This is a genomic window from Diaminobutyricimonas aerilata, from assembly GCF_002797715.1.
GTDB lineage: Bacteria > Actinomycetota > Actinomycetes > Actinomycetales > Microbacteriaceae > Diaminobutyricimonas > Diaminobutyricimonas aerilata.
In genome coordinates, this window is the sequence record NZ_PGFF01000001.1 from 1022976 (window position 1) to 1048456 (window position 25481).

The following is a 25481-nucleotide window of genomic DNA, read 5'->3' on the forward strand; positions in this document are numbered from 1 at the left end:
ACCGGTCCCGGGTCAGCTCCGCGCGTTCCCGGTCGACGGGCGGTCCGCCTTGCCGCGCAGCAGGGCGACGGCGAGCGGCAGCAGGTAGGCGCCGACCAGGATGCCACCGCCCATCTGCGAGCCGATGATCGACAGCACGGGCACGAGGATGAGCGGCCAGGCGAGCGACGCCCTCAACCGGCGTGCACGCAGCAGCGATACCGCGAGGGCGATGGAGCCGATGAACCACAGCGCATTCGCGACCATCGCGACGATCGGGAAGAACTCGAGGTCGATGCCGTTCGCGGCGCTCGTGACGGTACCGACCGTGAGCAGCACGGTGCCGGCCGATGCGACCCAGGCGGGCCAGCTGCTGCGGGCACGACGCGCGAGCGCGAAGTGGATCACCGCGAACGCCCACAGGATGACGGAGAACAGCACGAGCAGCACACGCGTGCGCGGGTCGATCGCCGGGTCCTCGTCCTGCGGGAAGATGAGCTGAGACGTGCCCATCACGACGGAGAAGACCCCGGCGAGCACGGCGGCCCAGCCGGCGAACCGGTCGGAGGGGCGCCGGCGGGCGAGGGACGGTGCGGCGGGAGCCGTTCGAGCGGATGCGGTACTGGTCACGGGAGAGCCTTTCGTTCGGAGACGGTGCCCGGAAGCGGGCGACTCCGACGCTAGGAAGACCGCGGAGCCGCCGGCATCGTCCGCGGGTCGAGAACCTCCGTCCCCGAGGCTCGACCGGCATCGACGAAAGTCGGCATCCCTCGATACCCGGGTCGGCATCGCGGCGGGGGCCGCGGCTCTACCATGGCGGCATGACCGCGTCCCCGCCCGCCCGAGCGCTGCGGCTGCCCGCGTGGACGTCGTCGCTCGACCTCGCGATCGCGGGCACGCTCGCGGCCTGGGCGATCGTCGAGGCACTGCTGATCCCCGGGGCTCCGGTGACGGCGCAGCTCGGCTTCGCGCTCGCCGTGACGCTCCCTCTCGTCGTGCGACGCCGCTTCCCGGCAACCGTCATGCTCCTGCTCGGTGTCGCCTTCGTCGTGCACGCGGCCACGAGCGGGGCGCACGCGACGTTCAATCCCTTCCCGAGCCTGCTGGTGGCGACCTTCACGGTCGCGTCGCACGTCGCGCCGCTGTGGCGCAGCGCCCTGCTCGGCGTCGTGCCGATCGCGGCGATGCTCGGCAGCCACCTGCTCGGTTACTTCGGCACGCCCGGCATCGAGAAGGCGGGCGCGCTGTTCCTCTTCTTCTTCGTCGGAGCCACGTGGGCGGCCGGTCGCATCGTGCGGCAGCGCGGGCTCGCCGTCGACCGCACCCGCGAGGACGTGGACCGGGTCGCCGGCGAGGCGGTCGCCCTCGAGCGCACCCGGATCGCCCGCGAGCTGCACGACGTCATCGCCCACGCCGTCTCGGTCGTCGTGCTGCAGGCGGGGGCGGCCGAGCAGTTCCTCGACCGCGATCCGGAGCGGGCCCGCAAGCACCTCGCGATCACCCGGCGTACCGCCCAGGAAGCGCTCGAGGAGATGCGTCATCTGCTGGGGGTGCTGCGTGAGGACGACGTGCACTACGCGCCCCAGCCGGGCCTCGAGCGGGTGCCTGAACTCGTCGCCGAGACCCGGGCCGCCGGGCATGTGGTGCGCCTGGAGACCGACGGGGCGCACGCCGACGTGCCCGACGGGGTGTCGCTCGCCGGCTATCGCATCGTGCAGGAGGCGCTCACGAATGTGCGTAAGCACGCGCAGCATGCCGAGGTGACGGTGTTGGTGCAGACCGACGGGGAGCGGGTCCGCGTCGCGGTTCGCAGCTCCGCGGGGGCGCCGGGCGGCGACACCTCGACCGGGGGCGGGCACGGCATCCTCGGGATGCGGGAGAGGGTGCGCGTGTACGGCGGCAGCATCGACGCGGGACCGACCGCGGACGGCGGCTGGACCGTCGATGCGGTGCTTCCGGTGGTGCGGTCGTGACGGCGCTGCGGGTCGTGGTCGTCGACGACCACCCGCTCGTGCGCTCCGGGATCGTCGGGGTGCTCGAGGCGCAGGATGTCGAGGTGGTCGGGGAGGCGGATGACGGCGACGCCGCCGTCGAACTCGCGGAGCGCCTGCGACCGGATGTGGTGCTCATGGACATCCGGATGCCGCGTATGGACGGCATCGAGGCGACCCGTCGTCTGCGGGAGCTGGGCGACCCGCCGCGGGTGCTCGTGCTCACGACGTTCGACCTCGACGAGTACGTGTACCGGGCGCTGCGGGCGGGAGCCGCGGGCTTCCTGCTCAAGGATGCGTCACCGGACCGGCTCGTCGACGCGGTGCGGACGGTGGCCACGGGGGAGGCGCTGCTCGCCCCGGCAGTGACGCGCCGGCTCATCGAACGGTACCTCGGCGAACAGGCGGCACCCGCCGCACCGCCCCGCACCTTCGAGCTCACCGAACGTGAGCGCGAGATCTGGCTGCGCATCGCGCGCGGGCTCTCGAACGCCGAGATCGGTGCCGAGTTGTTCGTCAGCGAAGCGACGGTCAAGGCGCACGTGACCCGCCTGCTCGCGAAGCTGGGCGTGCGCGACCGGGTTCAGGCGGTCGTGGTGGCGTACGAGGCCGGCGTCGTGCGGCCGGGTGGCGAACCCGCCTGAACCGGCGAGCCGGGTCAGGCCCGGATGCGATGCGCCTTCGTGACGACCATGGGCAACAGCACGAGGGACCGCAGGTCGATGACGGCGTGCAGCGCCATCGGCACGAGGATGCTTCCCGTCGCCACGTACAGCGCCGACATGACGAGCCCGAGCACGGTCGCGCCCGCCATGCCCGCCGCGCCCTGGTAGAGGTGCAGCAGGCCGAACAGCACCGAGGCGAGGGCGAAGGCGAGCGGCCCGTTGCCGAGCACCGCGAAGAGCAGGGCGGGGAGCGCGAGGCGGAACAGCAGCTCCTCGACGACCCCGGCGTTGAGCGACAAGCCGGCGCCGTACCAGAGCTCGGCGCGGTTGCGGGGGATGAGCGCCGCGACGTCGCCGAGCGCGGGGATCTCGGTGGCCGAGCGGCCCACCACCACGGTCACGGCGATGAGTCCCGCGAGCACGACGACGAGTCCCACGGCGATCCCGATGCCGAGCCCGCCCGCGAGGGCGTCGAGTGCCGGGGCGATGACCGGCGCCGACCGCACGTCGTCGAGGACGGGCTGCACGAAGCCGCCGGCGGCGAGCAGCACGACGAGCGACAGGCCGCCGAGCAGCACGAGCGATTCGACGAGCCAGCGCCGGTAGGTGCGCTGTCGTGCCGCGGTGCGGCGCATGCGCTTGAAGCGCCCGTACTCGCGCCGCTCGCGCGTGATGGCGCGCAGGACGAGGATGCCGATGACGAGCACCAGCACCGCCCAGAGCGCGTTCTGCATCCGACCATTCTGCGGGTAGCGGGCCGGGCGGGCCGACCACGGGCGGCGTCAGCGCGGCGGGGGAGCGGTGCTCGCGCGCGGTACGAGGTGCGTCGGCACGAGGGTCGTGCCGATGTCGGTCGTACTCGATCCGAGCTGGGCGAGCACGCGGGCGACCGAGCGGCGGCCCATCTCGGCGAAGTCCTGGTGCACCGTCGTGAGCGGCGGTGAGAACGACGCCGCCTCGGGGATGTCGTCGAACCCGACGATGCTGACATCGTCGGGCACGCGTCGTCCGCGTTCCGCGAGCGCTCGGTAGAGGCCGAGTGCCATCTGGTCGTTGGCGCAGAACACGGCGGTGCAGTCCGGGTCGTCGGCGAGCAGCAGCCCGGCGCGGTAGCCGGATTCGGCCGTCCAGTCGCCCGGCGCGACCGGGGGGACGCGGCGTCCGGCGCGCTCGAGCGTCTCGCGCCATGCCCTCGTGCGGCGCTCGGCCGAGAACGAATCCTCCGGGCCGGAGATGTGCCACACGGTGTCGTGCCCGAGCCCGAGCAGGTGTTCCACCGCCTGGCGGGTGCCGTCGGCCTGGTCGGTGTCGACGACGGGATACCGGTCGCCCGCGTCCGAGTCGACCACGACGACCTTGACGTTCGGCGGCAGCGCGACCGTCGAGGAGTCCAGCAGGTGCATCTCCATGACCACGATTACGGCGTCGACCGCGAGCTCGTCCATGCGGGTGAAGGCGTTGCGGATGCCGCTCTGGGTGGGGGAGCCGGGGATGAGGGTGATCGCGTAGCCCGCCTCCGCTGCGGAGGCGGCGATCGCCTCGAGCGTGCGCATGTTGCCCGTCGTCGCGAGGGTGAACACGATGACGCCGATCGTGCGGAACTCGCCGCGCTTGAGCGCGCGAGCGGCGCTGTTCGGCCGGTACCCCAGTTCCGCCATCGCGCGCAGCACCGCATCCCGGGTCTCGGGGATGACGCCTTCGTAGCCGTTCGACACGCGCGAGACCGTCTGCGCGGAGACGCCGGCGCGTTCGGCGACATCGGCCATGGAGACGCGGCGGGCGCCCGCGAGCGGACGCGTGTCGGCCCGGCTGGCTCCGCCGCCGTCCCGCTGCCGCGCGGTCCGTTCCGCTGTCATGGCATCAGCTTATCCATGCGCTCATGTTTGCGTAAACATGCCATCCGTGTTCTCATGGTTGCGCAAACATAGGAGAACGGGTTCCTTCATGACAACGACGTCCCCACCGGCGGTCGCCCCTTCGCGAGCCGCCGCGGCCACCCGCCGCCGCACGCGAACCTCTTGGGCGGGCTGGGCCTTCATCGGCCCGTTCATGATCGTCTTCGCGCTGGTCTTCCTCGCGCCGATCGCCTACGCGCTCTACCTCAGCGTCTTCCGCGACCAGCTCGTTGGCGGCAACGCGTTCGTCGGGCTCGACAACTACGTGCAGGCCCTGGGTGACGAACGGTTCTGGGCGGGGCTCCTACGCGTGTCGCTCTTCCTGCTCGTCCAGGTGCCGGTGATGCTCTTCCTCGCGCTGCTCGTCGCCCTCGCGATCGACAGCGGCCGGCTCTACGGCAAGAACTTCTTCCGCATCGCGATCTTCCTGCCCTACGCCGTTCCCGCCGTCGTCGCGGCCCTCATGTGGGGATTCATGTACGGCACCCGGTTCGGGCTCGTGGGGAACATCAACGACTTCTTCGGCATCAGCCTGCCGAACCCGCTCTCGCCCGACCTGGTGCTCGCCTCGATCGGCAACATCGTCACCTGGGAGTTTATCGGCTACAACATGCTGATCTTCTACGCGGCGCTGCGGGTCATCCCGTCGTCGCTCTACGAGGCGGCCGAGATCGACGGCGCAGGCCAGTTCCGGGTGATCACGGCCATCAAGCTGCCCGCCATCCGTGGCGCCCTCGTCATCGCGACGATCTTCTCGATCATCGGCAGCTTCCAGCTCTTCAACGAACCGAGCATCCTGCAGAACCTCGCGCCCAACTCGATCACGACCGACTTCACGCCGAACCTCTACGCGTACTCGCTGTCGTTCTCGGGGCAGCAGTACAACTACTCGGCCACCGTCGCCATCATCATGGGCCTGCTCACGATGGCCGTCGCCTACGTCGTGCAGCTGCGCGGCATGAGGAAGGAATCATGACCGCCGCCACGACCGGCACGCCCCGGCGTGCCACGAGCAAGGCCGTGCCGCTGCGCAGCACGCGCCGCACATTCGCCTCGGTGGAGCGCCCGCGCCGCAGCGTGCTGCTCACCGCACTCACCACCGTCGTGCTGCTCTACTCGCTGATCCCGCTGCTGTGGCTGCTGATCAACTCGACGAAGACGCAGGGCGACCTGTTCACCTCGTTCGGGCTGTGGTTCGCCGGCGACTTCGCCTTCTTCGGCAACATCGGCCAGACGCTCACCTACGACGGCGGCATCTTCGTCCGCTGGCTCGGCAACACTCTGCTGTACGTGATCGTCGGGGCCGGCGGCGCCACGCTGCTCGCCGTGCTCGGCGGATACGCGCTCGCGAAGTTCGCCTTCCCGGGCAAGCGCGCCGTCTTCGCCGTCGTCATCGGCGCCGTCGCGGTGCCGGGAACGGCGCTCGCGGTGCCGACGTTCCTCATGTTCAGCCAGCTCGGGCTCACCAACACGCCGTGGGCGGTCATCATCCCGTCGCTAGTGTCCCCGTTCGGGCTGTACCTGATGTGGACCTTCGCGAGCGAGGCGATCCCGACGGAACTGCTCGAAGCCGCCCGCATCGACGGCGCATCCGAGTTCCGCACCTTCTGGCAGGTGAGCCTGCCGCTGCTCGCACCCGGCATCGTCACCGTCGCGCTGTTCACGATGGTCGCGACCTGGAACAACTACTTCCTGCCGCTGATCATGCTGCGCAACCCCGACTGGTATCCGCTGACGCTCGGACTCAACCAGTGGAACGCGCAAGCCGCGACCACCGGAGGTGAGGCGGTGTTCCACCTCGTCATCACCGGATCCCTCCTGACGATCGTGCCGCTCATCGTCGCGTTCCTCGTGCTGCAGCGCTACTGGCAGTCCGGTCTCGCCGCCGGAAGCGTCAAGGAATGACCCCCCGAAACGTCCATCCCGCCGCACCCGCGGCACCCGCAACACTCGACAACGAAGCGAGAGGCAACACCATGCACAGCACCATCCGCCGCCGCGCCATCGCCGGCGCGGCCCTCACCGCCGCCGCGGCGCTCACCCTGGCCGGCTGCTCCAGCGACGGGGGATCCTCCTCCGGCGGGGGCGCCGAAGAGGGCGGCAAGCTCACCGTCTGGGCGTGGGAACCCACCCTCGACGAGGTCGTCACCGGCTTCGAGAAGGAGTACCCCGACGTCGACGTCGAACTCGTCAACGTGGGCACCGGCGACACCCACTACACCGCCCTGCAGAACGCCATCGCGGCGGGCTCGGGCGTGCCCGATGTGGCGCAGCTGGAGTACTTCTCGCTGCCCCAGTTCACCCTCTCCGAGTCGATCGTCGACCTGACGGAGTTCGGCGCGGGCGACCTCGAGGACCTGTACTCGCCCGGGCCGTGGAACGCGGTCGAGAACGACGGCGGCGTCTACGGACTGCCGATGGACTCCGGTCCCATGGCGATGTTCTACAACAAGGCGCTCTTCGACCGGCTCGGCGTCGCCGTGCCCACCACGTGGGCCGAGTACGTCGAGGCCGCGCGCCAGATCCACGCCGCCGACCCGAACGCGTACATCGCGAGCGACACCGGCGACGCCGGCTCGGCCACGAGCATGATCTGGCAGGCCGGGGGCAAGCCCTACACCGTCGACGGCACGGACGTGTCGATCGATTTCAGCGACGAGGGCTCGACGAAGTACGCCGAGATGTGGCAGACCCTGATCTCCGAGGGCCTGCTCTCACCGATCAGCGGCTGGACCGACGAGTGGTTCCAGGGCCTCGGCAACGGCACCCTCGCGACGCTCGTCGTCGGCGCCTGGATGCCCGCGAACCTCGAGTCCGGTGTGCCCGACGCCTCCGGCGACTGGCGCGTCGCGCCCATGCCGCAGTGGGAGGCCGGTGACACGGCGACTGCCGAGAGCGGCGGCAGCTCGCTCGCGGTGCCCGCGCTGTCGAAGAACCAGCAGCTCGCCTACGACTTCATCGAGTACGCGAACGCGGGTGACGGAGTGCAGACCCGCATCGACGGCGGTGCCTTCCCGGCCACGGTCGCCGAACTCGAGTCGGAGGAATTCCTCAACACCGAGTTCGAGTACTTCGGCGGCCAGAAGGCCAACGAGATCTTCGCCGAGTCGGCCGCGAACGTCGTGGACGGCTGGAGCTACCTGCCCTTCCAGGCCTACGCGAACAGCATCTTCAACGACACCGCCGGCCAGGCCTACAACGGCGACATGACGCTGCACGAGGGTCTGCTCGAGTGGCAGGAAGCGTCCCTCGCGTACGCGAAGGAGCAGGGCTTCACCGTCAAGTGATCCACCGGGAGGCGGCGATCCGCCGCCTCCCACCCACGTAGGTTCGGGGCGCGCGTCCGAGTGGCCGCGCCCCGAACCGTCTCATCCACGAGGAGACCGACGGATGTCGGAGAAGACCATCGACCGCAGCTGGATCCGACGGGAACCGGGTGCGACGCCCCGGCTCGAGTACGGCGCCGACTACAACCCCGACCAGTGGCCGCGGGAGGTGTGGGACGAGGACGTGCGCCTCATGCGTCGAGCCGGCGTCACCGTCGTCTCCCTCGCGATCTTCTCGTGGGCGCGCATCCAGCCCGCCGCCGACGTGTGGGACTTCGAGTGGCTCGACGACGCGATGGACCTGCTGCACGCCAACGGCATCTCCGTCGACCTCGCCACGGCCACCGCGTCACCGCCGCCGTGGCTCACGACCGCGCATCCCGAGATCCTCCCCGTCACCCGCACCGGCGAGACGGTGTGGCCCGGGGCGCGGCAGCACTGGCGCCCCACCTCCGCGGTCTTCCGCGAGCACGCCCTGCGCCTCGTCGACGCCGTCGCCACCCGCTACGCCGACCATCCGGCGCTCGTCGCCTGGCACGTGTCGAACGAGCTCGGCTGCCACAACATCTACGACTACTCCGACGACGCCGCCCGCGAGTTCCGGCTCTGGCTGGAGCGCCGCTACGGATCGGTCGACGCCCTCAACGTGGCCTGGGGCACCGCCTTTTGGTCGCAGCGCTACAGCGCGTGGGAGCAGGTGCTGCCCCCGCGGCTGGCCGCATCGCATCCGAACCCCACGCAGCAGATCGACTTCAAACGCTTCTCCTCCGACGCGCTCAAGGACTACCTCGTCGCCGAGCGCGAGCTGCTGCGGCGCATCACGCCGGAGGTGCCCGTCACGACGAACTTCATGATCATGAACGAGACGAACGGGATGAACTACGCCGATTGGGCGGCGGAGGTCGACTTCGTCTCGAACGACCACTACGTGCTGCCGGGCGAGCAGAGCCGGGACGAGTTGTCCTTCTCGGCGAACCTCACCGGAGGCATCGCGGGGCACCGTCCCTGGTTCCTCATGGAGCACTCCACGAGCGCGGTGAACTGGCAGTCGGTGAACCTCGCGAAGCAGCCCGGCGAGCTGTTCCGGGACTCCCTCACGCACGTCGCGCACGGCGCGGATGCGGTGTGCTTCTTCCAGTGGCGGCAGTCCGCCGCCGGTGCGGAGAAGTTCCACTCCGGCATGGTGCCGCACGCCGGGGAGGACAGCGACCTGTACCGCGACGTGGTGCGGCTCGGCGAGACCCTCCGGGATCTCGCCCCGGTCGCGGGCACTTCGGTGACGCCTGCCCGCGCCGCGATCCTCTTCGACTGGGAGTCCTGGTGGGCGAGCGAGAAGGACTCGCACCCGACGCAGCTGCTGCGGTTCCGCGCCGAGGCTCTCGACTGGTACTCGGCGTTCCTCGACGCGGGCGTCCGCGTCGACGTGCTGCCCTCGGCGGCGTCGCTCGCCGGATACGACGTCGTCGTGGCCCCCGTGTTCTACCTCATGCCGCAGGACACCGCGGATGCTCTCCGCGCGTACGTCGAGGGGGGCGGCCACCTCGTCACGACGTACTTCTCGGGCATCGTCGACGAGAACGACCACGTATGGCTCGGCGGATACCCGGGTGCCCTGCGCGAGCTGCTCGGCATCCGGATCCAGGAGTTCGGTCCGCTGCTCGAGGGCGACACGGTCGCGCTCGACAACGGCACGAGCGGGTCGGTGTGGACGGATCGCATCGATCTCGAGGGCGCGGACGCGCTGGTGCGCTACGCGGACGGTCCGCAGTCCACCCGACCGGCCGTCACGCGGAACACCGTGGGCGCAGGCTCCGCCACCTACGTGTCGACGCGGCTCGGTCCGCGGGGACTCGCGCCCGTGCTCGCCGAGGTGCTGGAGCTCGCGGGCGTCGAGAGCGAGCTGCCCGAACCGCTTCGGGGGTCCGTCGAGCTGGCGGTCCGCGGATCGGCCGACTCCGAATTCTGGTTCCTCGTCAACCGCACCGCGGAGCCGGTGAGGATCGACGGCATCGACGGTGAGGTGATCGTGCGTTCCGTCCGGGACGACGGACCGGCACTCGGATCGCGCGAGGTTCTCGTCCTCCGCCGACCCGTCACGTCGACCGACTGACGCGCCGGCCACCGGGGAGCGCCGTCGGAGCGCTCCCCGGGCTGCGACCCGTTTCGCCCTACGACTCGCCGCGCTCAGCCGCGTGCCCGCACACTCCCAGCGCACTGAGCGCGGACATTCGTGGCTTGTGCCGCGTGCCGGACCGAGTCTGACGGCGTGTCAGGCCGGGGTTCCGCTGTCGCTGTCGTCGGAGATTACGGATCCGCCGGATCGGGAATGCGGGCCGGTGACGGAGACTTGTGTCCCGAGTGCCCGGCAGGGCGGCGAGAGGAGTGCGGTCATCAGCAGCGACGTCGGGTTCAGGTCGGAGCGGGGGCCCATCCTCATCGCCCTCATGGTCACCACGGGTCTCGTGGCGATCGATGCGACGATCCTCGCGACGGCGGTGCCCTCGATCGTGGGCGACCTCGGCGGCTTCACGCTGTTCCCCTGGCTGTTCTCGATCTACCTGCTCGCGCAAGCCGTGTCGGTGCCGGTGTACGCGAAGCTCTCCGACACCGTCGGACGCAAGCCGATCATCCTCATCGGCATCGGACTGTTCCTGCTCGGCTCCGTGCTGTGCGGACTGGCCTGGAGCATGCCTGCCCTCATCGCGTTCCGAGCCATCCAGGGACTCGGCGCCGGAGCGGTGCAGCCCATGGCGATCACGATCGCCGGCGACATCTACACCGTCGCCGAGCGCGCCCGCACCCAGGGCTATCTCGCGAGCGTGTGGGCGGTGTCGTCGGTGGTGGGTCCGACGCTCGGCGGCGTGTTCTCCGAGTTCGTCTCGTGGCGCTGGATCTTCTTCGTCAACATCCCGCTGTGCCTTCTCGCGGCGTGGATGATCGCGCGTCGCCTGCACGAATCGATCGAGAAGACGCGGCACCGCGTCGACTACGCGGGGGCGACGCTGCTCACCGTGGCGCTCAGCCTGCTCATCCTCGCGATCCTGCAGGGCGGACAGGCGTGGGCCTGGGACTCGCCGATCAGCATCGGCGCGTTCACGCTCGGCGGCGTGCTTCTCGCGGTCTTCCTCGTGGTCGAGCGCCGTGCCGCGGAGCCCGTGCTGCCGCTCTGGGTGTTCTCACGCCGGCTCATCCTCTCCACCGTGCTCGTCTCCATCGGCGTGGGGGCGGTGCTCACCGGGCTCACCTCGTTCGTGCCCACCTATCTCGAAGGCTCGGCGCACGTGAACGCCCTCGTCTCGGGTTTGGCGCTCGCGGCGTTGACCATCGGCTGGCCGATCTCCGCGTCGCTCTCCGGCCGGCTGTACCTGCGGGTCGGATTCCGCACGACGGTGCTCGTGGGCATGGTGTTCGCGGTCGCCGGCTCGCTCGTGCTCGCGTTGACGGCCGCGACGCCGTCGGTCGCGACGGTCGCCGTCGCGTGCTTCGTCGTCGGGCTGGGGCTCGGGCTCGTCGCGACCCCGAGCCTCATCGCCGCCCAGGCGAGCGTCGACTGGAACGAACGCGGCGTCGTGACCGGCACCAACATGTTCGCCCGCTCCGTGGGCAGCGCGGTGGGCGTCGCCGTCTTCGGTGCGGTGGCCAACGGCATCTTCGCGTCCTCCGCCGGCGGCGAGAACGATCCTTCGACGGTCGCCGAGGCATCCGGTGCGGTCTTCATCGCCGTGGCGATCGCCGCGATCGTCACCGTCGCTGCGGCGCTCGCGATGCCGCGCGACCGGCCGGAACTGCAGGCGCAGTCCGTCGACTGACCTCCGCCGTGCCGCGTCAGGCGCGCAGCGCGAGCGCGAAGGGCAGCACCGCCGGGGCTCCCGCCTTGAGCAGCAGGCGCCCGGCGACCGTGAGCGTCCAGCGGCTGTCGGCGAGGTCGTCGACGAGCAGCACCGGGCCCTCGAGAGCGGCCACTGCCGCCGCGAGGTCGTCCCCGACGGCGAAGCGCGGCCACACCGAGGCGAGCCGGTAGGCGCTGTTGCCGCCGGACTCCCCGCGAGCGCCGTCCGACACATCCTGCAGCTCGCCGAGGAACGGCAGTCGGCCGAGCCGGGCCAGTCCCGTCGCGAGCGAGCCGACGAGCTGCGGGTGCCGCTGCGACGGCACCGCGACCACGGCTGCGGGGCGCGCCTCCCAGTCCCACTCGCCGAGCACCCGGGCGCACGCGTCGAGCAGCCGCGGGGAGACGGGCGCGTCGGGCGCGTTGGGGGCGAACAGCTCGCGCAGCGTCGTGCCCCAGCCGAGGTCGGTGAGGCGGGCGAGGGCGCGGCCCTCCCGCACCCGCTCCGCGGCTGCGATGTTGCCCTTCACCGGCACACCGAGGAGGTCCGCCCCGGCGGGCCACTGCGCACGCGGCTCGATCGGCACTCCGACGCGCTGCAGGGTCGCGTTCGCCGCCTCGGCCGCGGCATCCGCCACATCCGTCGGGAACCACACTCCGGCGCAGTTGTCGCACCGGCCGCACGGGGATGCGGTCTCGTCGTCGAGCGCGCGCTGCAGGAACTCCATCCGGCAGCCGTCGGTGCGCTCGAACTCGATCATGCTCGCGTGCTCGTGCTCGCGTTCCTGCGCGATCCGCTCGTAACGCTCGCGGTCGTATGTCCAGGGGTTCCCCGTAGCGACCCAGCCGCCGCGCACCCGTCGCACGGCGCCGTCGACGTCGAGCACCTTGAGCAGCAGTTCGAGCGGGGTGCGGCGAATGTCGACGCGCGATTCGAGGGCGGGGGTCGAGAGCGGGCCGTCGGTGCGGCCGAGCTCGTCGAGCACCGCGGCGGCGCGCGCCTCGCTCGGCATCGACGCCGTCGCGAAGTGCTGCCAGATCGCCTCGTCTTCGGCGCCGGGCAGCAGCAGCACGTCGGCGTTGTCGGTCGCCCGCCCGGCACGGCCGACCTGCTGGTAGTAGGCGACGGGGGAGGAGGGCGCGCCCAGGTGCAGCACGAATCCGAGATCCGGCTTGTCGAAGCCCATGCCGAGGGCGCTCGTCGCCACGAGCGCCTTCACCTCGTTGCGCTTGAGCGCCCCCTCGCTCTGCTCGCGCTCGGCCGGATCGGTCTGCCCCGTGTAGGCGCGAACGTCGTAGCCCGCGCGGCGCAGCGCCCGGGCCGTGTCTTCGGCGGCCGACACCGTGAGGGTGTAGATGATGCCGGAGCCGGGCAGCTCGCCGAGGTGGTCGATGAGCCAGCCGAGCCGGGTGCGTGCCTCCGGCAGGTTCAGCACGCCCAGGCGCAGGGAGGCCCGGGCGAGCGGCCCGCGCACCGTAACGACCTCCTCGGCGCTGCCGAGCTGCTCGGCCACATCCTGCACTACGCGGCTGTTGGCGGTCGCCGTCGTCGCGAGCACGGGCACGCCGTCGGGCATCCGCTCGATCAGCTCGCGCAGCCGGCGGTAGTCGGGGCGGAAGTCGTGGCCCCAGTCCGAGATGCAGTGCGCCTCGTCGACCACGAGCAGCCCGATGCGGCGGATGAGCGCCGGCAGCTGCTCGTCGCGGAACGTCGGGTTGTTGAGCCGCTCGGGGGAGACGAGCAGCACGTCGACCTCGTCGGCGGCGAGCCGCGCCGACACGTCGGCCCACTCGTGCGCATTCGTCGAGTTGATCGCCACGGCGCGCACCCCGGCGCGCGCGGCGGCCGCGATCTGGTCACGCATGAGGGCGAGCAGCGGCGACACGAGCACCGTCGGGCCGCTGCCGCGACGGCGCGACAGCAGCGTCGCGACGAAGTAGACGGCCGACTTGCCCCATCCGGTGCGCTGCACCACTAGGGCGCGGCGCCGGTCGTCGACGAGGGTGCGGATGGCCTCGAACTGCCCCTCGTGGAAGTCGGCGTCGTCGCGGCCGACGAGGGTGCGCAGCACCTCGAGGGCTTCGGCTCGGGTGGCTTCGGCAGACGTCGTCTCGGGCATGCCCCCAGCCTGACACGGGGCGCGGACACGGGGCGTCGCTGAAGGGCCTCGCCGGCACCCCGGGATGAGCGTGACGCGGTCGGCGCTGGTGCGCGCGACCCGACCGGCCGCGGCGCCGCAACCGGCTCTGCGGTGAGGAGGATCCTCATCAGTGGAGGCGGTTCCGGAGCGTGTCGACGGATCGGCCCCGGACGTCGACCTCCCGCGACATGCTCACAGGCGACGAGGGCGCACCGGATGCCCGCTGAGGATCGAAATCCGGTTGAAGGCGTTGATCGTCACGGCCACCCATTCGGCGGCAGCGAAGACCTGGTCGCCGGGGACGGATCTGGCACCGAAGAGATCTCCCGTCGACTCCTCCGAGAGGGGCAGCGCGGTCGCCGCCTCCGCGACGGCGAGCACCGCCCGCTCCCGGTCGTCGAACAGGCCGGTCTCGCGCCAGGCCGGCAGCACGTCGAGCTTCTGCTGGCTGACTCCGACATCCCTCGCTTTGCCCGCGTGAAGATCAAGGCAGTAGACGCAGCCGTTCATCTGCGGGGCTCGGAGTTTGATCAACTCCGACTCCTGCGGCGTAAGGCCCCGCCGGAGAGCCCCCTCTGCCACGGACGACGCGAATGCGACAGCGGCCTGCCAGACCTCGGGCATGGCCTTGTCGATGAACGGACGACGCATCGCGACTCCTCTGCTCAGGCGGTGCTCGACGGCCTCGTCTCGTTCCCCATGGCGATGTCGGTGTGAGCGGCGACCGCCGTGAGCGGGAGCACACGGTGGTACTCGGCGGAGGTGGTGGAGTCGATCATGGTCTTCCTTCACTCTTGGTTGCAAGCGCCGATACCCGCTCAGCCGGGGCGTAGTCCCCGAGGAGCTCGCGCACTCGGGGCACCACTTCGCGGCCGTACAGTTCGATGGACCGCATGCCGCGCTCCCACGGCAGCGGGGCGAGCGCGTATTTGAAGTCGAACCGGCTGAGGTTGAGTGCGCGCACGCAGTCGGCGATCTTCCTCGCCACGGTCTCCGGAGAACCGATCATCAGCGCGCCGGCCTCGATCTCGCGCATGTACGAGTCGAGGGTCGGGGGGAGGGTGCCCCGTTCCCTGGCGGCGCGGGTCATCGTCGTCTGCCAGGCGGGCCAGAACGTCTCGGCCGCCTCGGCGTCGGTATCGGCGACGTGTCCGATCGCGTGTTGGCCCACCGGGAGCTGGGGGCGGTCGAATTGCGCGAGGGCTCGGTAGAACAGTTCGACATGTCCTGCGAACCTCGCGGGGCTTCCGCCGATGATCGCGATCATGAGCGGCAGACCGTGCCGGGCGGCGCGCACGACGGAGTCCGGGCTGCCGCCGACCCCCACCCACGTCGGTAACGCGCCGCGCTCGACGCGCGGGTACAGGGTCTGGGCTTGGAGCGGGGCGCGCGTGCTGCCCGACCAGGTGACGCGCTGATCGCGCATCAGCCGCACCCAGAGGTCCAGATTCTGCTCGAACAGGTCGTCGTAGTCCGCGAGGTCGAACCCGAAGAGCGGGAAGGAGTCGATCGTCGAGGCCCGGCCCACGACCAACTCCGCCCGTCCGCCCGACACGGCGTCCAGCGTCGAGTACTGGTGGAAGACGCGCACCGGATCCTGCGTCGACAGCACGGTCACGCTCGTTCCGAGGAGGATGCGGGAGGTGCGGCCGGCGATCGCCGCGAGGATGACGGGCGGAGCCGAATCCAGCATGTCCGAGCGGTAGTGCTCACCGACGCTGAAGAAGTCGAGGCCCACCCCCTCGGCGAGGACCCCCTGGTCCACCGTGCGCCGCAGAGTCTCTGCGTCGCTGAGCACCCGGCCGGAGAGATCCGTCATCGCGTCCGCGAACGTGTCGACGCCGAACTGCACCGCCGGAGCTGTCATGGCCCTGCCTCCTCTGTCGCGCGCCCGCGGTGAGGTCCCGCGGATCGCACCCACAGTCGACACCGTGTTCCAGCAACCGGGTCAACCGCGCAGTGCCGGGGATGTCCTGGAGTCACAACCAGCCGCGGTCGCGGGCGGTCCGCGCGGCATCGTGTCGCGTGGTCGTGCCGGTCTTCTGCATCGCGTTCGACAGGTAGTTGCGCACGGTCCCTGGCGCGAGGTGCAGCCGACGCGCGATGGTCGCGACCGAATAACCTTCGCGCGTCTCGCGCAGGGCGTCCGCTTCTCGGTCGGTCAGCGGGGAATCGTCGATGACGGACGCCTCGAGCACGTCGTGACCGATCCAGCGACCTCCGGCGTGAACCGTGCGCACCACCTCGACGATGTCCTCGGGGTCGGCGGCCTTGCTCATGAAACCGGCGACGCCGAGCCGCAGCGCCCGCCGCAGCACTCCGGGACGCGCGTGCCGCGTGAGCATCAGCACGCGCTGCTCCGGCAGAGCCGCCCGGATGGAGGCGACCGCGTCGAGGCCGTCCATCCCCGGCATCTCGAGGTCGATGACGAGCACATCGGGGCGGTGTCGCAGCGTCTCGGTCACGGCCTGCGGGCCGTTCTCCGCCTGCGCCACGACCTCGATCGTCCGGTCGAGTGGGAGCAGCGCCGCGAGGGCGGAGCGCAGCAGGTGCTCGTCATCGACGAGCACGATGCGGATCGGATCAGACGTCATCGGCGGCTCTTCTTCGCGGCCTCGTCGCGACGCGGGCCGATGCGCGCGGCGACGCGGAATCCGCCCGGCGGCCGCTCGATCCGCAGCACGCCTCCAGCGTCCTCGATCCGCTCGCGTAGGCGTGCGAGCCCGTTCAGCGGCGCGTCGACGTCGGTTCCCGCTCCATCGTTGGTCACCTCGACAGCGTCGGGCGACACCGTGATCGTGACGGTGGTGGGTCGAGCGTGCCGGAGCAGGTTCGTCGTCGCTTCGCGCAGCACGTGGGCGAGCAGCGGATGCGGAGTGGCCCCGGCGTCGTCGTCGAACCGGGCCGCGACGGCGATGCCCGCGGCTTCGATCAGGCGCGTGGCGTTCTCGAGCTCGGTCGCGAGACTCAGGTCGTGACGCGCGTAGGCGAGCGTGCGGGTGTGGGAGATGGTCTCGTCGGCGAGCCGGCGGATCTCGGTCAATTCCTGCTCGGCGCTTCCCGGATCCATGTGCACCAGCCGTCCGGCGAGCGCCGCCTTCAGCTTGATCACATGGAGCGAGTGCCCCTGGATGTCGTGGAGGTCGCCCGCGAAGCGCACCCGCTCGCGCGCGACGGCCAACTCGGCCTCGGTCTCCCGCGCGCGGTCGAGTCGCCGTGCGATGAGCCACGCGTGCTCGCTCGCCAGGATCACGCCGACGACGAACAACGTGCCGACGATGGGGGTCAGCAGGTAGGCCGCGGCGAGCCCCCACGACGGTGGATGGAAGGCGAACGAGGTCGCCCCGATCGCGCCGACGCCCACGGTGAAGGCCGCGATCCACAGCCTCGACCGCCTCATGCGGGCGATGAGCATGCCGCCGATCAACGACAGAGGAACGAAGCTGATCGGGCTCTGGGCGGTGAGAGCGCCGATCAGCCATGCCGTCACGGTGAGCATGAGCGCGAAGATCGCCTGCCGGGGATAACCTTCGAGGTTCCACTCGCGCAGTACACCGAGCGTGAGCAGGTAGCCGGCCGCCATGGTCACGCCTTCCCACCACGACGTCGCCGTCAGCGCCACGCCGAGCACGCTCAGTGGTGCGATCGCGACGACGGCCGTGACCATCGCCGCCCGGCGCATCCCCGCCTCGGCGGGTGCATCGCCCGGCTCGTCCTTGACGGTCAGATCTGCCTCCGCGTTTCCTGACGTGCGATCGCGCGACCGACGAGGGCTTTCGCGATCAGTGCCGCGACGACGAGGGCGAGCGCCACGTACTGCAAGGCCCCTGCGCTCAGGAAGAATTCCGTGATGCTCTCGGGCAGCGCCGTGAACAGACCGAAGTCGAAGTAGTAGACGCCGATGTAGGACAGGAAGACGGTCGCGGAGAGCAGGATGACCGCGTTGAGCGCCACGTCGAGGAGTTTCATGGTCACCCACGATCCCGCCGACCCCCTGTCGCCGCCAGTGACGTCGTGTCACACCTTCCCGTGACGCCATGCCACTGTCGGCGCGGCGCACGAGAGGGTGCGATGGGGGCATGACTACCGAACCTGCTCTCAGCGAGCGGCCCGCACGCGTGCGGCTGTGGCGGCGCCCCTTCCGGGTCATCCGCGAGAACAAGCGCGCCTACCTCTTCATCAATCTCGGCGCGTACGGCCTCGCGCTCGCCGGGTTCGCGGTCGGGCTCGCCTTCCCTGAGCTCAACGCGGCCCGAGGTGCCGCGTTGGAGGACGACGGAACGGCGGACCTCGTGTACCAGCTCGTGTTCACCCCGCCGCTCTTCGCGCTCGTGATCCTCGCGGTCAACGTCTTCCGCCTGAGTCTGCTCACGATCGTGCTGCCCTCGCTCATCGTGCCTTTCGCCGGACTCGCGTTCTTCGCCTACTGGGCCGTCGAAACCGGCATCACGCTCGTCGCGAGCAGCCCCGAGGGCTGGGTGGCGCGCATTCCGCACTCGCTGACGTTCATCATCGAGTTGCAGGCGTACGTGCTGCTCCTCCTCGGCGCGTACCTCCTGGGCCGGTCCTGGCTGTTCCCCCGCCGAGTCGGGGCGAAGAACCGGCGCCAGGGCTACGTGCGAGGACTGCAGCGGCTCGGGTTGCTGGCGCTGCCGGCGCTCGTGCTGCTCATCGTCGGGGCGGTGTGGGAGGCGTACTCCCTGCGGTACTTCATCCATCCCCTCACTCAGCTGCTCCTGTGAGTGCCGCGCACGGCGTGGCCGACGAGGGCGACATCGGCGGGGGAGGGCGCGCGGAACCGCCCTCCCTCGGCGAGGTAGGCGTCACCGTGCTTGGTCAGGTGCGCTCGGAAGAGCCGGCACACCGGCACCACGACGACGCCGTCGTCGATCGCGTCGGACAGGGCCGTGCGCACGAGGAGCCCGGCGAGTCCACGCCCGCCCGACGCGGCGTCCACTTCGGTGTGGAAGAAGATGCGCACCCGTTCTGCCGCATCGGCCTCGATGAAGTCCGCGCGCCCCGCAGGCACGGAGTCGTCGGCGAGGCGGACCCGGTACGACCGGATGGGTCCGTCGTCGACGGTGTCGATGATCGCGGAGGTCCCGGTGGTGTCGGTCAGTTCTCGGCTCATCAGCGGCATCCCGTCCAAGTGATTGACATGTGAATTATGTGGACCACGCGTGGCGGTGTCAATCGGATCCGGGATGCCGCGGACGGGGCAGTGCGTCACGTACGGGATCTGCCCGGCATTGGTGCGAGGCCGAGGTGGGCGCGGAGTGTCGTCGTGGTTTCATCGATGCGGGTCATCTGCTCATCGCTGAACGCGTCGATGAAGTAGGTCTTGATCGCGCGCAGGTGGGGGATCGTGCTCGCGCGGAACGCCCGGGCGCCGTCGTCGGTGAGCACGGTGCGTGATCCGCGGGCGTCGTCGGCGGACGGCTCGCGCCGGATCAGTCCGCGTCTCTCCATGCGCCCCAAGTGGCCGGACAGCCGGCTGCGCTCCCACTCGATGTGCGCGGCGAGCTCGGACGAACGGAGGGACTTCCCCTCGGCCTCGCTGAGCGTGAGCAACACCTTGTAGTCGCCTTCGGAGAGCCCGGAGTCCGCCTGCAGTCGAGCTTGCACGCGCGCGCGGAGGATCTCGACCGTCTGGATGTAGGCCGACCACACCGCGAACTCCTCGCTCGTCGGAAGTTCGTTACGGCGGGAGGCGCTCATCGTTCCCCTTGTGGTTGACATGTGAATTACTTCTGCGATGATTCAGACATCAATTACACATCGCTTCCGTCGCCTGCGGGGGAGCGGAAGCGCGATTCGCGGGAAGCAGCGGATGGGGCGGACAGGAGCACCGTGACAAACCTCTCGCAGCTTCAATTCGGCATCGACAGCTTCGGCGATCTGCCCCGAGACGACCGGGGCGACATCGTGTCGCACGCGCGAGCGATCAGGGCCGTCGTCGACGAAGCGGTGCTCGCGGACGAGGTCGGGATCGACGCCATCACCCTCGGCGAACATCACAGGCGCGAGTACGCGATCTCGAGCCCGGACACCGTGCTCGCCGGCGTCGCCACGGTGACCAAGCGCATCCGACTCGGATCCGGCGTCACCGTGCTGTCGTCCGACGATCCTGTTCGCGTGTTCCAGCGCTTCGCGACCGTCGACGCGCTGTCGAACGGCCGGGCGGAGGTGATCCTGGGCCGGGGCTCCTTCACCGAGTCGTTCCCGCTCTTCGGCTTCGATCTCAAGGACTACGAGGTGCTGTTCGAGGAGAAGATCAACCTGTTCCATCGCCTCCTCGACGAGGCGCCCGTCACGTGGGAGGGCACCACGCGCGCGGCGTTGCACGACGCGGACGTCTACCCGAAGACGGAATCGGGGCGACTGCGAACCTGGGTGGGTGTCGGCGGCTCGCCCCAGTCGGTACTGAGGACGGCCCACTACGGCTTCGGGCTCATGCTCGCCATCATCGGCGGCGCACCGGATCGGTTCGTGCCGTACGTCGACCTCTACCGCAAGGCGACGGCGCAACTCGGAACGACGGCCCAGCCGGTCGGGATGCACTCGCCGGGGTTCGTGGCGGCGACCGACGAGGAGGCGAAGGAGTTGTTCTATCCCGGCTACCGCGAGATCCGCGACCGCATCGGTGCGCAACGCGGGTGGCCGCCGCTGCGCCGTGAGGAGTTCGACGCCGATGTCGCCGCGGGTTCTCTGTACGTCGGCTCGGCCGAGACCGTCGCGAACAGGATCGCCCGCGCGATTCGCACCCTCGACGTCAGGAGGTTCGACATGATCTACTCCGCGGCCGGTACGGTCTCCGCTTCGGCACGGCTCCGCTCCGTTGAGCTCTACGGCACCCGCGTGATCCCTCGCGTCCGGGAACTGCTCGCCGAGACCGGAGTGCCCGAGGTCGCGCGATGACCGCGACCCTCGGGATCCTCGGCGCCGGCAAGGTCGGCACGGCCATGGCGCGACTGGCGCTGTCCGCAGGCTATCGAGTGCTCATCGCCGGCTCGGGTGAACCGTCGAAGATCTCCCTGTCGACCGAGGTGCTCACCCCCGGTGCCACCGCCGTGCACGCGACGGAAGCCGCTGCAGGTGCCGACATCGTGATCCTCGCCCTCCCGCTCAGCAAGTACTGGTCCCTGCCGGTGAGCCAGCTCGTCGGAAAGCTCGTCATCGATGCGATGAACCACTGGTGGGAGGTCGACGGCGCCCGTGACACGGTGCTGGCCCCGGGCGTCACCTCGAGCGAGGCGGTGCAGCAGTTCCTGCTGGGTGCGCGCGTGGTGAAGGCGTTCAATCACATGGGCTATCACGACCTGGAGGCCGAGTCGCGCGAGCGGGGGAGCGTCGGCCGCAAAGCGATCGCGATCGCGGGCGACGCACGTGAGGACGTCGCGGCAGCGTCCTGCCTCGTCGACGAGCTCGGATTCGACCCGCTGATCATCGGATCGCTCGCCGCCGGGGCGCGTCTGGAACCTGGCAGCCCCGCGTTCGGCGCGAACGTCGGCGTCCACGCGCTGAGGCGACTGACCGGGGGCGCCGAAGAACAGGTGCCCGTCCCGGCCCGGGCCGGTGCCCGTGTCGACGCGGTCGTCGGCTGAATCCACTCGGACGACCGGAAGACGAAATGACCGCCCCGCCACACCTCGCCTCCCGCTTCGGCCTCGTGCGGATGCGCCCGCGTGACCCGGACGAACCGCATCGCAGTGCGAGCCCCCTCGAACTGTTCTTCGACCTCGTATTCGTGGTTTCCGTAGCGATCGCGTCTCGGAACCTCCACCACTTCGAGAGCGAGGGTCACGTCGTCGAGGGGGTCGGGCCCTACCTCGCCATCTTCTTCGCCATCTGGTGGGCGTGGATGAACTTCACGTGGTTCGCGACCTCATTCGATACGGACGACTGGCTCTACCGGCTGACCACCATCGTCCAGATGGGCGGAGCGCTCCTAGTCGCCGCTGGCGCCGAAGCCGCGATGACGCAGGGCGATTTCGGCCTCACGATCCTGGGGTACATCGTGATGCGCCTCGTCACGGTGGGACAGTGGCTGAGGGCCGCTGCCGGATCGGTCGAGCATCGAGCCACGGCGCTCCGCTTCGCCGTGGGCATCCCGGCCGTGCAGCTGCTCTGGGTCGGGTGGTGGCTCGGCGTACCGGACGAGTTCAAGGCGCTCGGCTTCGTCCTCCTCGCGATGGCGGAGCTCGCGATCCCCGTCTGGGCGGAGCGCGCGAGCAAGACGCCGTGGCACCCGCACCACATCACCGAGCGTTACGGGCTCTTCACGCTCATCCTCCTCGGCGAATCGATCCTCGCCTCCGCGAACGCGATCATCGACGCGATCCACCACACTGCGGAGATCGGTCCGCTGCTCACCATCGCCGTCACGGCGCTCGTGCTCGCGGCGGGGATGTGGTGGGTGTACTTCGCTCGTCCGCAGCACGACAGGCTCGAGACCCTGCGAGGGTCGGTGCTCTTCGGCTATGTGCACTACGTGATCTTCGCGGCCGCCGGGGCCTTCTCGGCCGGCATCGAAGTCGCCATCGACCACGACACCAACCAGACCGACCTCGACAGCGTGGTGGCTGCCGCCACCGCCACCGTGCCGGTGGCGCTGTTCGTGATCGGAATCTGGTCGCTCGCGCTGCGGCGAGTACTGCCGCGGTGGGCCAACGTGGTCGTCGTGGTGCTCGGGGTGGCCATCGCGCTCGCCGCACTCGGGCCCTACAGTTTCGTCGTGGCAGCTGTCGGGATGGTCGTGATCGTGCTGGTGCTCGAAGTCACGCGGCCGCCGAAGGCGTCGTGACCTGCCGGTCCGCCCCGGAAGATCCCGCCTTCGGCAGCTGTCGGTCGTGATTCCGGAGGACCCGCCAGCTCGGACCCGCCGACGCTTGACCCGGTGGTGGGAACACAGTGTCGACTCGCTCTATGTGTGATGACGCGACGCGTCGGCGACCGGCCGCCCCACCGGCGCGCCCACGCCCGCGCGCCTCGGTCGGGTCATCGCCGAAGCAGGGCGGCTGAATGGGGCGGGTCAAGCCCGGCGACGGCCGCCCGTTGCAGCCCTACCGGTGGTGGCAACTGTTCGCCCGCTCGCTGTTCCACATCCGTCTGGCCGGCGACAACGGCGCGTCGGACCTGTGGTCCGTCGACGTGCGACACGGGGGCGACTCGAACGGCGTGGTGCACGGGGAGTTGTACCGCAACAGGGTGAACGAAACTCGAGCCAAACTCCCCGCGGCGTTCCCGGTGCCGGGCGGCACCATCGAGGTCGCCGCAAGCAGTTTCGGACTGAAGCGCTGCCACTTCGTCGGGACGGACGGCACTCGGAGGCAGTTGACGCCCGACCCGGCGTCGGCCGAGGGGCGGCGGGCCCATCTGGGGCGCGCGAGGCCGGTGCTGAGCCGTGCCATCGGACTCGTCTCCGGGATGGTGCTCGTCGTCGGGCTCCTGCTCGGCGTGCCGCAGATCGTCGAACAGATCACCCGGATCCCGTTCATCGCCGGTCACGTCGGCGTATTCGTCAGCCCGATCGCACTCGCCGCGGAGGTGAACGTCGTGCTGGTGCTCGTCTCGGTCGGGGCGAGCGTCGAGCGCGCGCTGCGACTGCGCTACAACCGGCTCCTCGATGGCGGCATCTTCGACGGCGACGACTGAGCACGGCATCCATCACCCCACGACGGCGTTCGCCGCTGTTGCGAGGTTGACACTGTGCTGGGAACACCGTTTTCGATGGGGTCCTGCTGAGGAGGGACCACACGAATGCCTTGGAGTACGCGGGAGATCGCCGACCTCGCCGGGACGACCCTCAACACGGTGCGGCACTACCACCGGATCGGCCTGCTCGAGGAACCGGAGCGCACGACGAACGGCTACAAGCAGTATCAGGTCCGCCACCTCGTGCGGTTGCTGCAGATCAGGCGCCTTCGCGACCTCGGAGTGCCACTCGAACAGATCGAGCGGGCGGATGGGAGTGGAGACGGTGCCTCCGCCGCACTGCGGTCCATCGATGCCGACCTGGGGACCACCATCGAACGCCTTCAACGTAACCACGCGGAGATCAAGGCGATCCTCGCGGGGTCGTCCCCTTCCGAAGTGCACGCGGAGAAGACGAACCGGTAGGCGAGCACCGCGGGTTCAACGTCACGTGGACAAACGTGAAGAGCACGCCGGACTTGACCATGTTGCCGCCACACGGGCTTCACTGGCCGTGAGTGAGCCCGATCTCGCTCCTGACGGAAACGGAGTGACATCGTGGCGATTCTGAGACGGCCTTTTCGTATCATTCGGGACCACTTCCGCGCTTACCTCGTGCTCAACGTGGTCATCTACGGAGCCTGCATGGCCGGAATGGTCGTCGGCATGATGTTCCCCGACCTGACGGAGTCGCAGGTCACGGCCATCCGGGAGGGCGAGAGCGCCGATCTGATCAGGTCGTTGACGAGCACGCCAGCGCTGTTCGCGCTGGCGATCTTCGCTAACAACCTCCTCCGAGCAGGGTTGTTGTCGATCGTGCTCCCATCCCTGGTCGTGCCGTTCTCGGGCATCGTCATCACGACGCTGCAGGTGTTCTTGGTCGGCATCATCCTGGCTCCTATCGATGCCGAGGCGACCGAGATCCTGTTACCGCACTCGGTGACCCTGATTCTCGAGTTCCAGGCCTATGTGGTGCTGGCCTTGGGGGCGTTCGTGCTGGGCAGGAACTGGCTGCGCCCCTCCTCCGTCGGAGCACCGAACCGGCGCCAGGGGTACCTACGGGGGCTCAGGGAGATCGCCGGGCTGGGCGCGCTCGCCCTGCTCCTGCTTCTCGTCGGCGCGGTATACGAGGCGATCTCGGTCTCCGACATCATCGGATAGCGCGTTCGGCTCGGTGCTCCGCCTGGTCGTGCGGAGGGAATGCGGCACGTCGGGCACGGGCGAGTGAATCGGGGGTCCGCTGGCAGGATGGGACGATGACGGATGCCGCGCCGCACCCCCGCCTCGACGAGCTCATCGCCACCCTCGAGCGTCTGCGGGCGCCGGGCGGTTGCGCGTGGGATCGCGAACAGACCCACGAGTCGCTCGTGCAGTACCTGATCGAGGAGACCTACGAACTCGTCGACGCCATCGAGTCCGGGTCGCGCGACGAGCTCGTCGAGGAGCTCGGCGACGTGCTGTACCAGGTGCTGTTCCACTCCGACATCGCGACCGAGGCCGGCTCGTTCACGATCGAGGACGTCGCGGCGCACATGAACGCCAAGATGATCAGCCGGCACCCCCACGTCTTCGGTGACGCGGTCGCCGATACCGCCGACGCCGTCGTCGCCCGCTGGGACGAGCTCAAGAAGACCGAGAAACCCACGCGTACGAGCGTGCTCGACGGCATCCCGCAGGCGATGCCCGCCCTCGCGCTCGCCGACAAGGTGATCGGGCGCGCGCACCGGGTGGGGGTCGACGTGCCGGAGGCGGACGGCGTCGACGATCACGCGGGCGAGGAGGAGTTCGGCGAGCAGCTGCTCGCCCTCGTCGCTGCGGCGCGCGCCCGCGGTTGGGATTCCGAACGCGCGCTGCGCGGAGCGTTGCGACGGCTGCAGGGCGACATCCGCTCGGTCGAGCGGAGGGACGACGCCCTCGCCAACCCGAATGGCGAGGGCGCCGCAGCCCGGACATGACCGTTCG

General features: G+C 70.0%; 26 protein-coding genes. 15 read left to right on the forward strand and 11 right to left on the reverse strand.

Annotated elements, in window-relative coordinates:
- Nucleotides 1–12 precede the first annotated feature (12 nt).
- On the reverse strand, nt 13–609 hold the full coding sequence (locus CLV46_RS04940) for a hypothetical protein (RefSeq protein WP_157802231.1): 597 nt from the start codon (nt 607–609) through the stop codon (nt 13–15).
- A 191-nt stretch (nt 610–800) separates the two neighbouring features.
- Here CLV46_RS04940 and CLV46_RS04945 point away from each other — a divergent pair, with 191 nt between their 5' ends.
- Both CLV46_RS04945 and CLV46_RS04950 read left to right on the forward strand, forming a co-directional pair.
- Nucleotides 801–1952: a sensor histidine kinase gene (locus tag CLV46_RS04945; RefSeq protein WP_157802232.1), complete on the forward strand. Its 1152-nt coding sequence runs from the start codon at nt 801–803 to the stop codon at nt 1950–1952.
- Entirely contained in the window at nt 1949–2614 is a 666-nt protein-coding gene (locus tag CLV46_RS04950; protein WP_100363750.1) for a response regulator, read from the forward strand. Before CLV46_RS04945 ends, CLV46_RS04950 begins: the two co-directional genes overlap by 4 nt.
- A gap of 14 nt (nt 2615–2628) precedes the next feature.
- On the opposite strand, the gene CLV46_RS04955 is transcribed toward CLV46_RS04950, so the two are convergent.
- On the reverse strand, nt 2629–3369 hold the full coding sequence (locus tag CLV46_RS04955; RefSeq protein WP_100363751.1) for a CPBP family intramembrane glutamic endopeptidase: 741 nt from the start codon (nt 3367–3369) through the stop codon (nt 2629–2631).
- A 48-nt stretch (nt 3370–3417) separates the two neighbouring features.
- Entirely contained in the window at nt 3418–4491 is a 1074-nt protein-coding gene (locus CLV46_RS04960) for a LacI family DNA-binding transcriptional regulator (protein ID WP_342746100.1), read from the reverse strand.
- A gap of 88 nt (nt 4492–4579) precedes the next feature.
- Here CLV46_RS04960 and CLV46_RS04965 point away from each other — a divergent pair, with 88 nt between their 5' ends.
- The 5 genes from CLV46_RS04965 (at nt 4580) to CLV46_RS04985 (ending at nt 11665) form a co-directional block, all read left to right on the forward strand.
- On the forward strand, nt 4580–5506 hold the full coding sequence (locus CLV46_RS04965) for a carbohydrate ABC transporter permease (RefSeq protein ID WP_100363752.1): 927 nt from the start codon (nt 4580–4582) through the stop codon (nt 5504–5506).
- A complete protein-coding gene (locus CLV46_RS04970; protein WP_100363753.1) occupies nt 5503–6435 on the forward strand; it encodes a carbohydrate ABC transporter permease in 933 nt (310 codons plus the stop codon). Before CLV46_RS04965 ends, CLV46_RS04970 begins: the two co-directional genes overlap by 4 nt.
- 71 nt (nt 6436–6506) lie before the next feature.
- Nucleotides 6507–7817: an ABC transporter substrate-binding protein gene (locus tag CLV46_RS04975; RefSeq protein WP_100363754.1), complete on the forward strand. Its 1311-nt coding sequence runs from the start codon at nt 6507–6509 to the stop codon at nt 7815–7817.
- Nucleotides 7818–7920: 103 nt separating this feature from the next.
- Nucleotides 7921–9966: a beta-galactosidase gene (locus tag CLV46_RS04980; protein ID WP_100363755.1), complete on the forward strand. Its 2046-nt coding sequence runs from the start codon at nt 7921–7923 to the stop codon at nt 9964–9966.
- Between the two features lie 334 nt (nt 9967–10300).
- Nucleotides 10301–11665, forward strand: a complete 1365-nt coding sequence (locus CLV46_RS04985; RefSeq protein WP_100363756.1) for an MDR family MFS transporter — start codon at nt 10301–10303, stop codon at nt 11663–11665.
- A gap of 16 nt (nt 11666–11681) precedes the next feature.
- Here CLV46_RS04985 and CLV46_RS04990 read toward each other — a convergent pair whose 3' ends face one another.
- The 6 genes from CLV46_RS04990 to CLV46_RS16630 form a co-directional block, all read right to left on the reverse strand.
- Nucleotides 11682–13805, reverse strand: a complete 2124-nt coding sequence (locus CLV46_RS04990; protein ID WP_100363757.1) for a RecQ family ATP-dependent DNA helicase — start codon at nt 13803–13805, stop codon at nt 11682–11684.
- 213 nt (nt 13806–14018) lie between these two features.
- Nucleotides 14019–14477: a carboxymuconolactone decarboxylase family protein gene (locus tag CLV46_RS04995; RefSeq protein ID WP_100363758.1), complete on the reverse strand. Its 459-nt coding sequence runs from the start codon at nt 14475–14477 to the stop codon at nt 14019–14021.
- A 124-nt stretch (nt 14478–14601) separates the two neighbouring features.
- A complete protein-coding gene (locus tag CLV46_RS05000) occupies nt 14602–15693 on the reverse strand; it encodes an LLM class flavin-dependent oxidoreductase (RefSeq protein WP_100363759.1) in 1092 nt (363 codons plus the stop codon).
- Between the two features lie 112 nt (nt 15694–15805).
- The gene (locus CLV46_RS05005) at nt 15806–16420 is read right to left on the reverse strand and encodes a response regulator transcription factor (RefSeq protein ID WP_100363760.1); all 615 of its coding nucleotides are present in this window, start codon (nt 16418–16420) and stop codon (nt 15806–15808) included.
- Nucleotides 16417–17508 (reverse strand): sensor histidine kinase, encoded by a 1092-nt coding sequence (locus CLV46_RS05010; RefSeq protein WP_157802233.1) that lies wholly within the window; start codon nt 17506–17508, stop codon nt 16417–16419. Before CLV46_RS05010 ends, CLV46_RS05005 begins: the two co-directional genes overlap by 4 nt.
- Before the next feature lie 41 nt (nt 17509–17549).
- Complete coding sequence (locus tag CLV46_RS16630; protein WP_157802234.1) at nt 17550–17801, reverse strand: hypothetical protein; 252 nt, start codon at nt 17799–17801, stop codon at nt 17550–17552.
- Between the two features lie 104 nt (nt 17802–17905).
- Here CLV46_RS16630 and CLV46_RS05015 point away from each other — a divergent pair, with 104 nt between their 5' ends.
- Nucleotides 17906–18568: a hypothetical protein gene (locus CLV46_RS05015; protein WP_100363762.1), complete on the forward strand. Its 663-nt coding sequence runs from the start codon at nt 17906–17908 to the stop codon at nt 18566–18568.
- Here CLV46_RS05015 and CLV46_RS05020 read toward each other — a convergent pair.
- Together CLV46_RS05020 and CLV46_RS05025 are read right to left on the reverse strand one after the other, a co-directional pair.
- Complete coding sequence (locus CLV46_RS05020; RefSeq protein ID WP_100365901.1) at nt 18553–18957, reverse strand: GNAT family N-acetyltransferase; 405 nt, start codon at nt 18955–18957, stop codon at nt 18553–18555. The genes CLV46_RS05015 and CLV46_RS05020 overlap by 16 nt on opposite strands.
- Nucleotides 18958–19052: 95 nt before the next feature.
- Nucleotides 19053–19544, reverse strand: a complete 492-nt coding sequence (locus tag CLV46_RS05025) for a MarR family winged helix-turn-helix transcriptional regulator (protein ID WP_100363763.1) — start codon at nt 19542–19544, stop codon at nt 19053–19055.
- A gap of 132 nt (nt 19545–19676) precedes the next feature.
- On the opposite strand from CLV46_RS05025, the gene CLV46_RS05030 reads away from it, so the two are divergent.
- From CLV46_RS05030 to mazG, 7 genes are all read left to right on the forward strand, one after another.
- The gene (locus tag CLV46_RS05030) at nt 19677–20744 is read left to right on the forward strand and encodes an LLM class flavin-dependent oxidoreductase (RefSeq protein ID WP_100363764.1); all 1068 of its coding nucleotides are present in this window, start codon (nt 19677–19679) and stop codon (nt 20742–20744) included.
- The gene (locus CLV46_RS05035; protein WP_100363765.1) at nt 20741–21430 is read left to right on the forward strand and encodes an NADPH-dependent F420 reductase; all 690 of its coding nucleotides are present in this window, start codon (nt 20741–20743) and stop codon (nt 21428–21430) included. The genes CLV46_RS05030 and CLV46_RS05035 overlap by 4 nt, the downstream gene beginning before the upstream one ends.
- Before the next feature lie 26 nt (nt 21431–21456).
- Nucleotides 21457–22629: a low temperature requirement protein A gene (locus CLV46_RS05040; RefSeq protein ID WP_245866528.1), complete on the forward strand. Its 1173-nt coding sequence runs from the start codon at nt 21457–21459 to the stop codon at nt 22627–22629.
- A gap of 218 nt (nt 22630–22847) precedes the next feature.
- Entirely contained in the window at nt 22848–23480 is a 633-nt protein-coding gene (locus CLV46_RS05045; RefSeq protein ID WP_100363766.1) for a hypothetical protein, read from the forward strand.
- A 105-nt stretch (nt 23481–23585) separates the two neighbouring features.
- Nucleotides 23586–23945 carry a MerR family transcriptional regulator gene (locus CLV46_RS05050; RefSeq protein WP_100363767.1) on the forward strand — a complete coding sequence of 120 codons (360 nt, stop codon included), beginning with the start codon at nt 23586–23588 and terminating at the stop codon, nt 23943–23945.
- A 132-nt stretch (nt 23946–24077) separates the two neighbouring features.
- On the forward strand, nt 24078–24680 hold the full coding sequence (locus CLV46_RS05055; protein ID WP_100363768.1) for a hypothetical protein: 603 nt from the start codon (nt 24078–24080) through the stop codon (nt 24678–24680).
- 95 nt (nt 24681–24775) lie between these two features.
- Entirely contained in the window at nt 24776–25474 is a 699-nt protein-coding gene (gene mazG, locus CLV46_RS05060) for a nucleoside triphosphate pyrophosphohydrolase (RefSeq protein ID WP_100363769.1), read from the forward strand.
- The last annotated feature ends 7 nt before the right edge of the window (nt 25475–25481 follow it).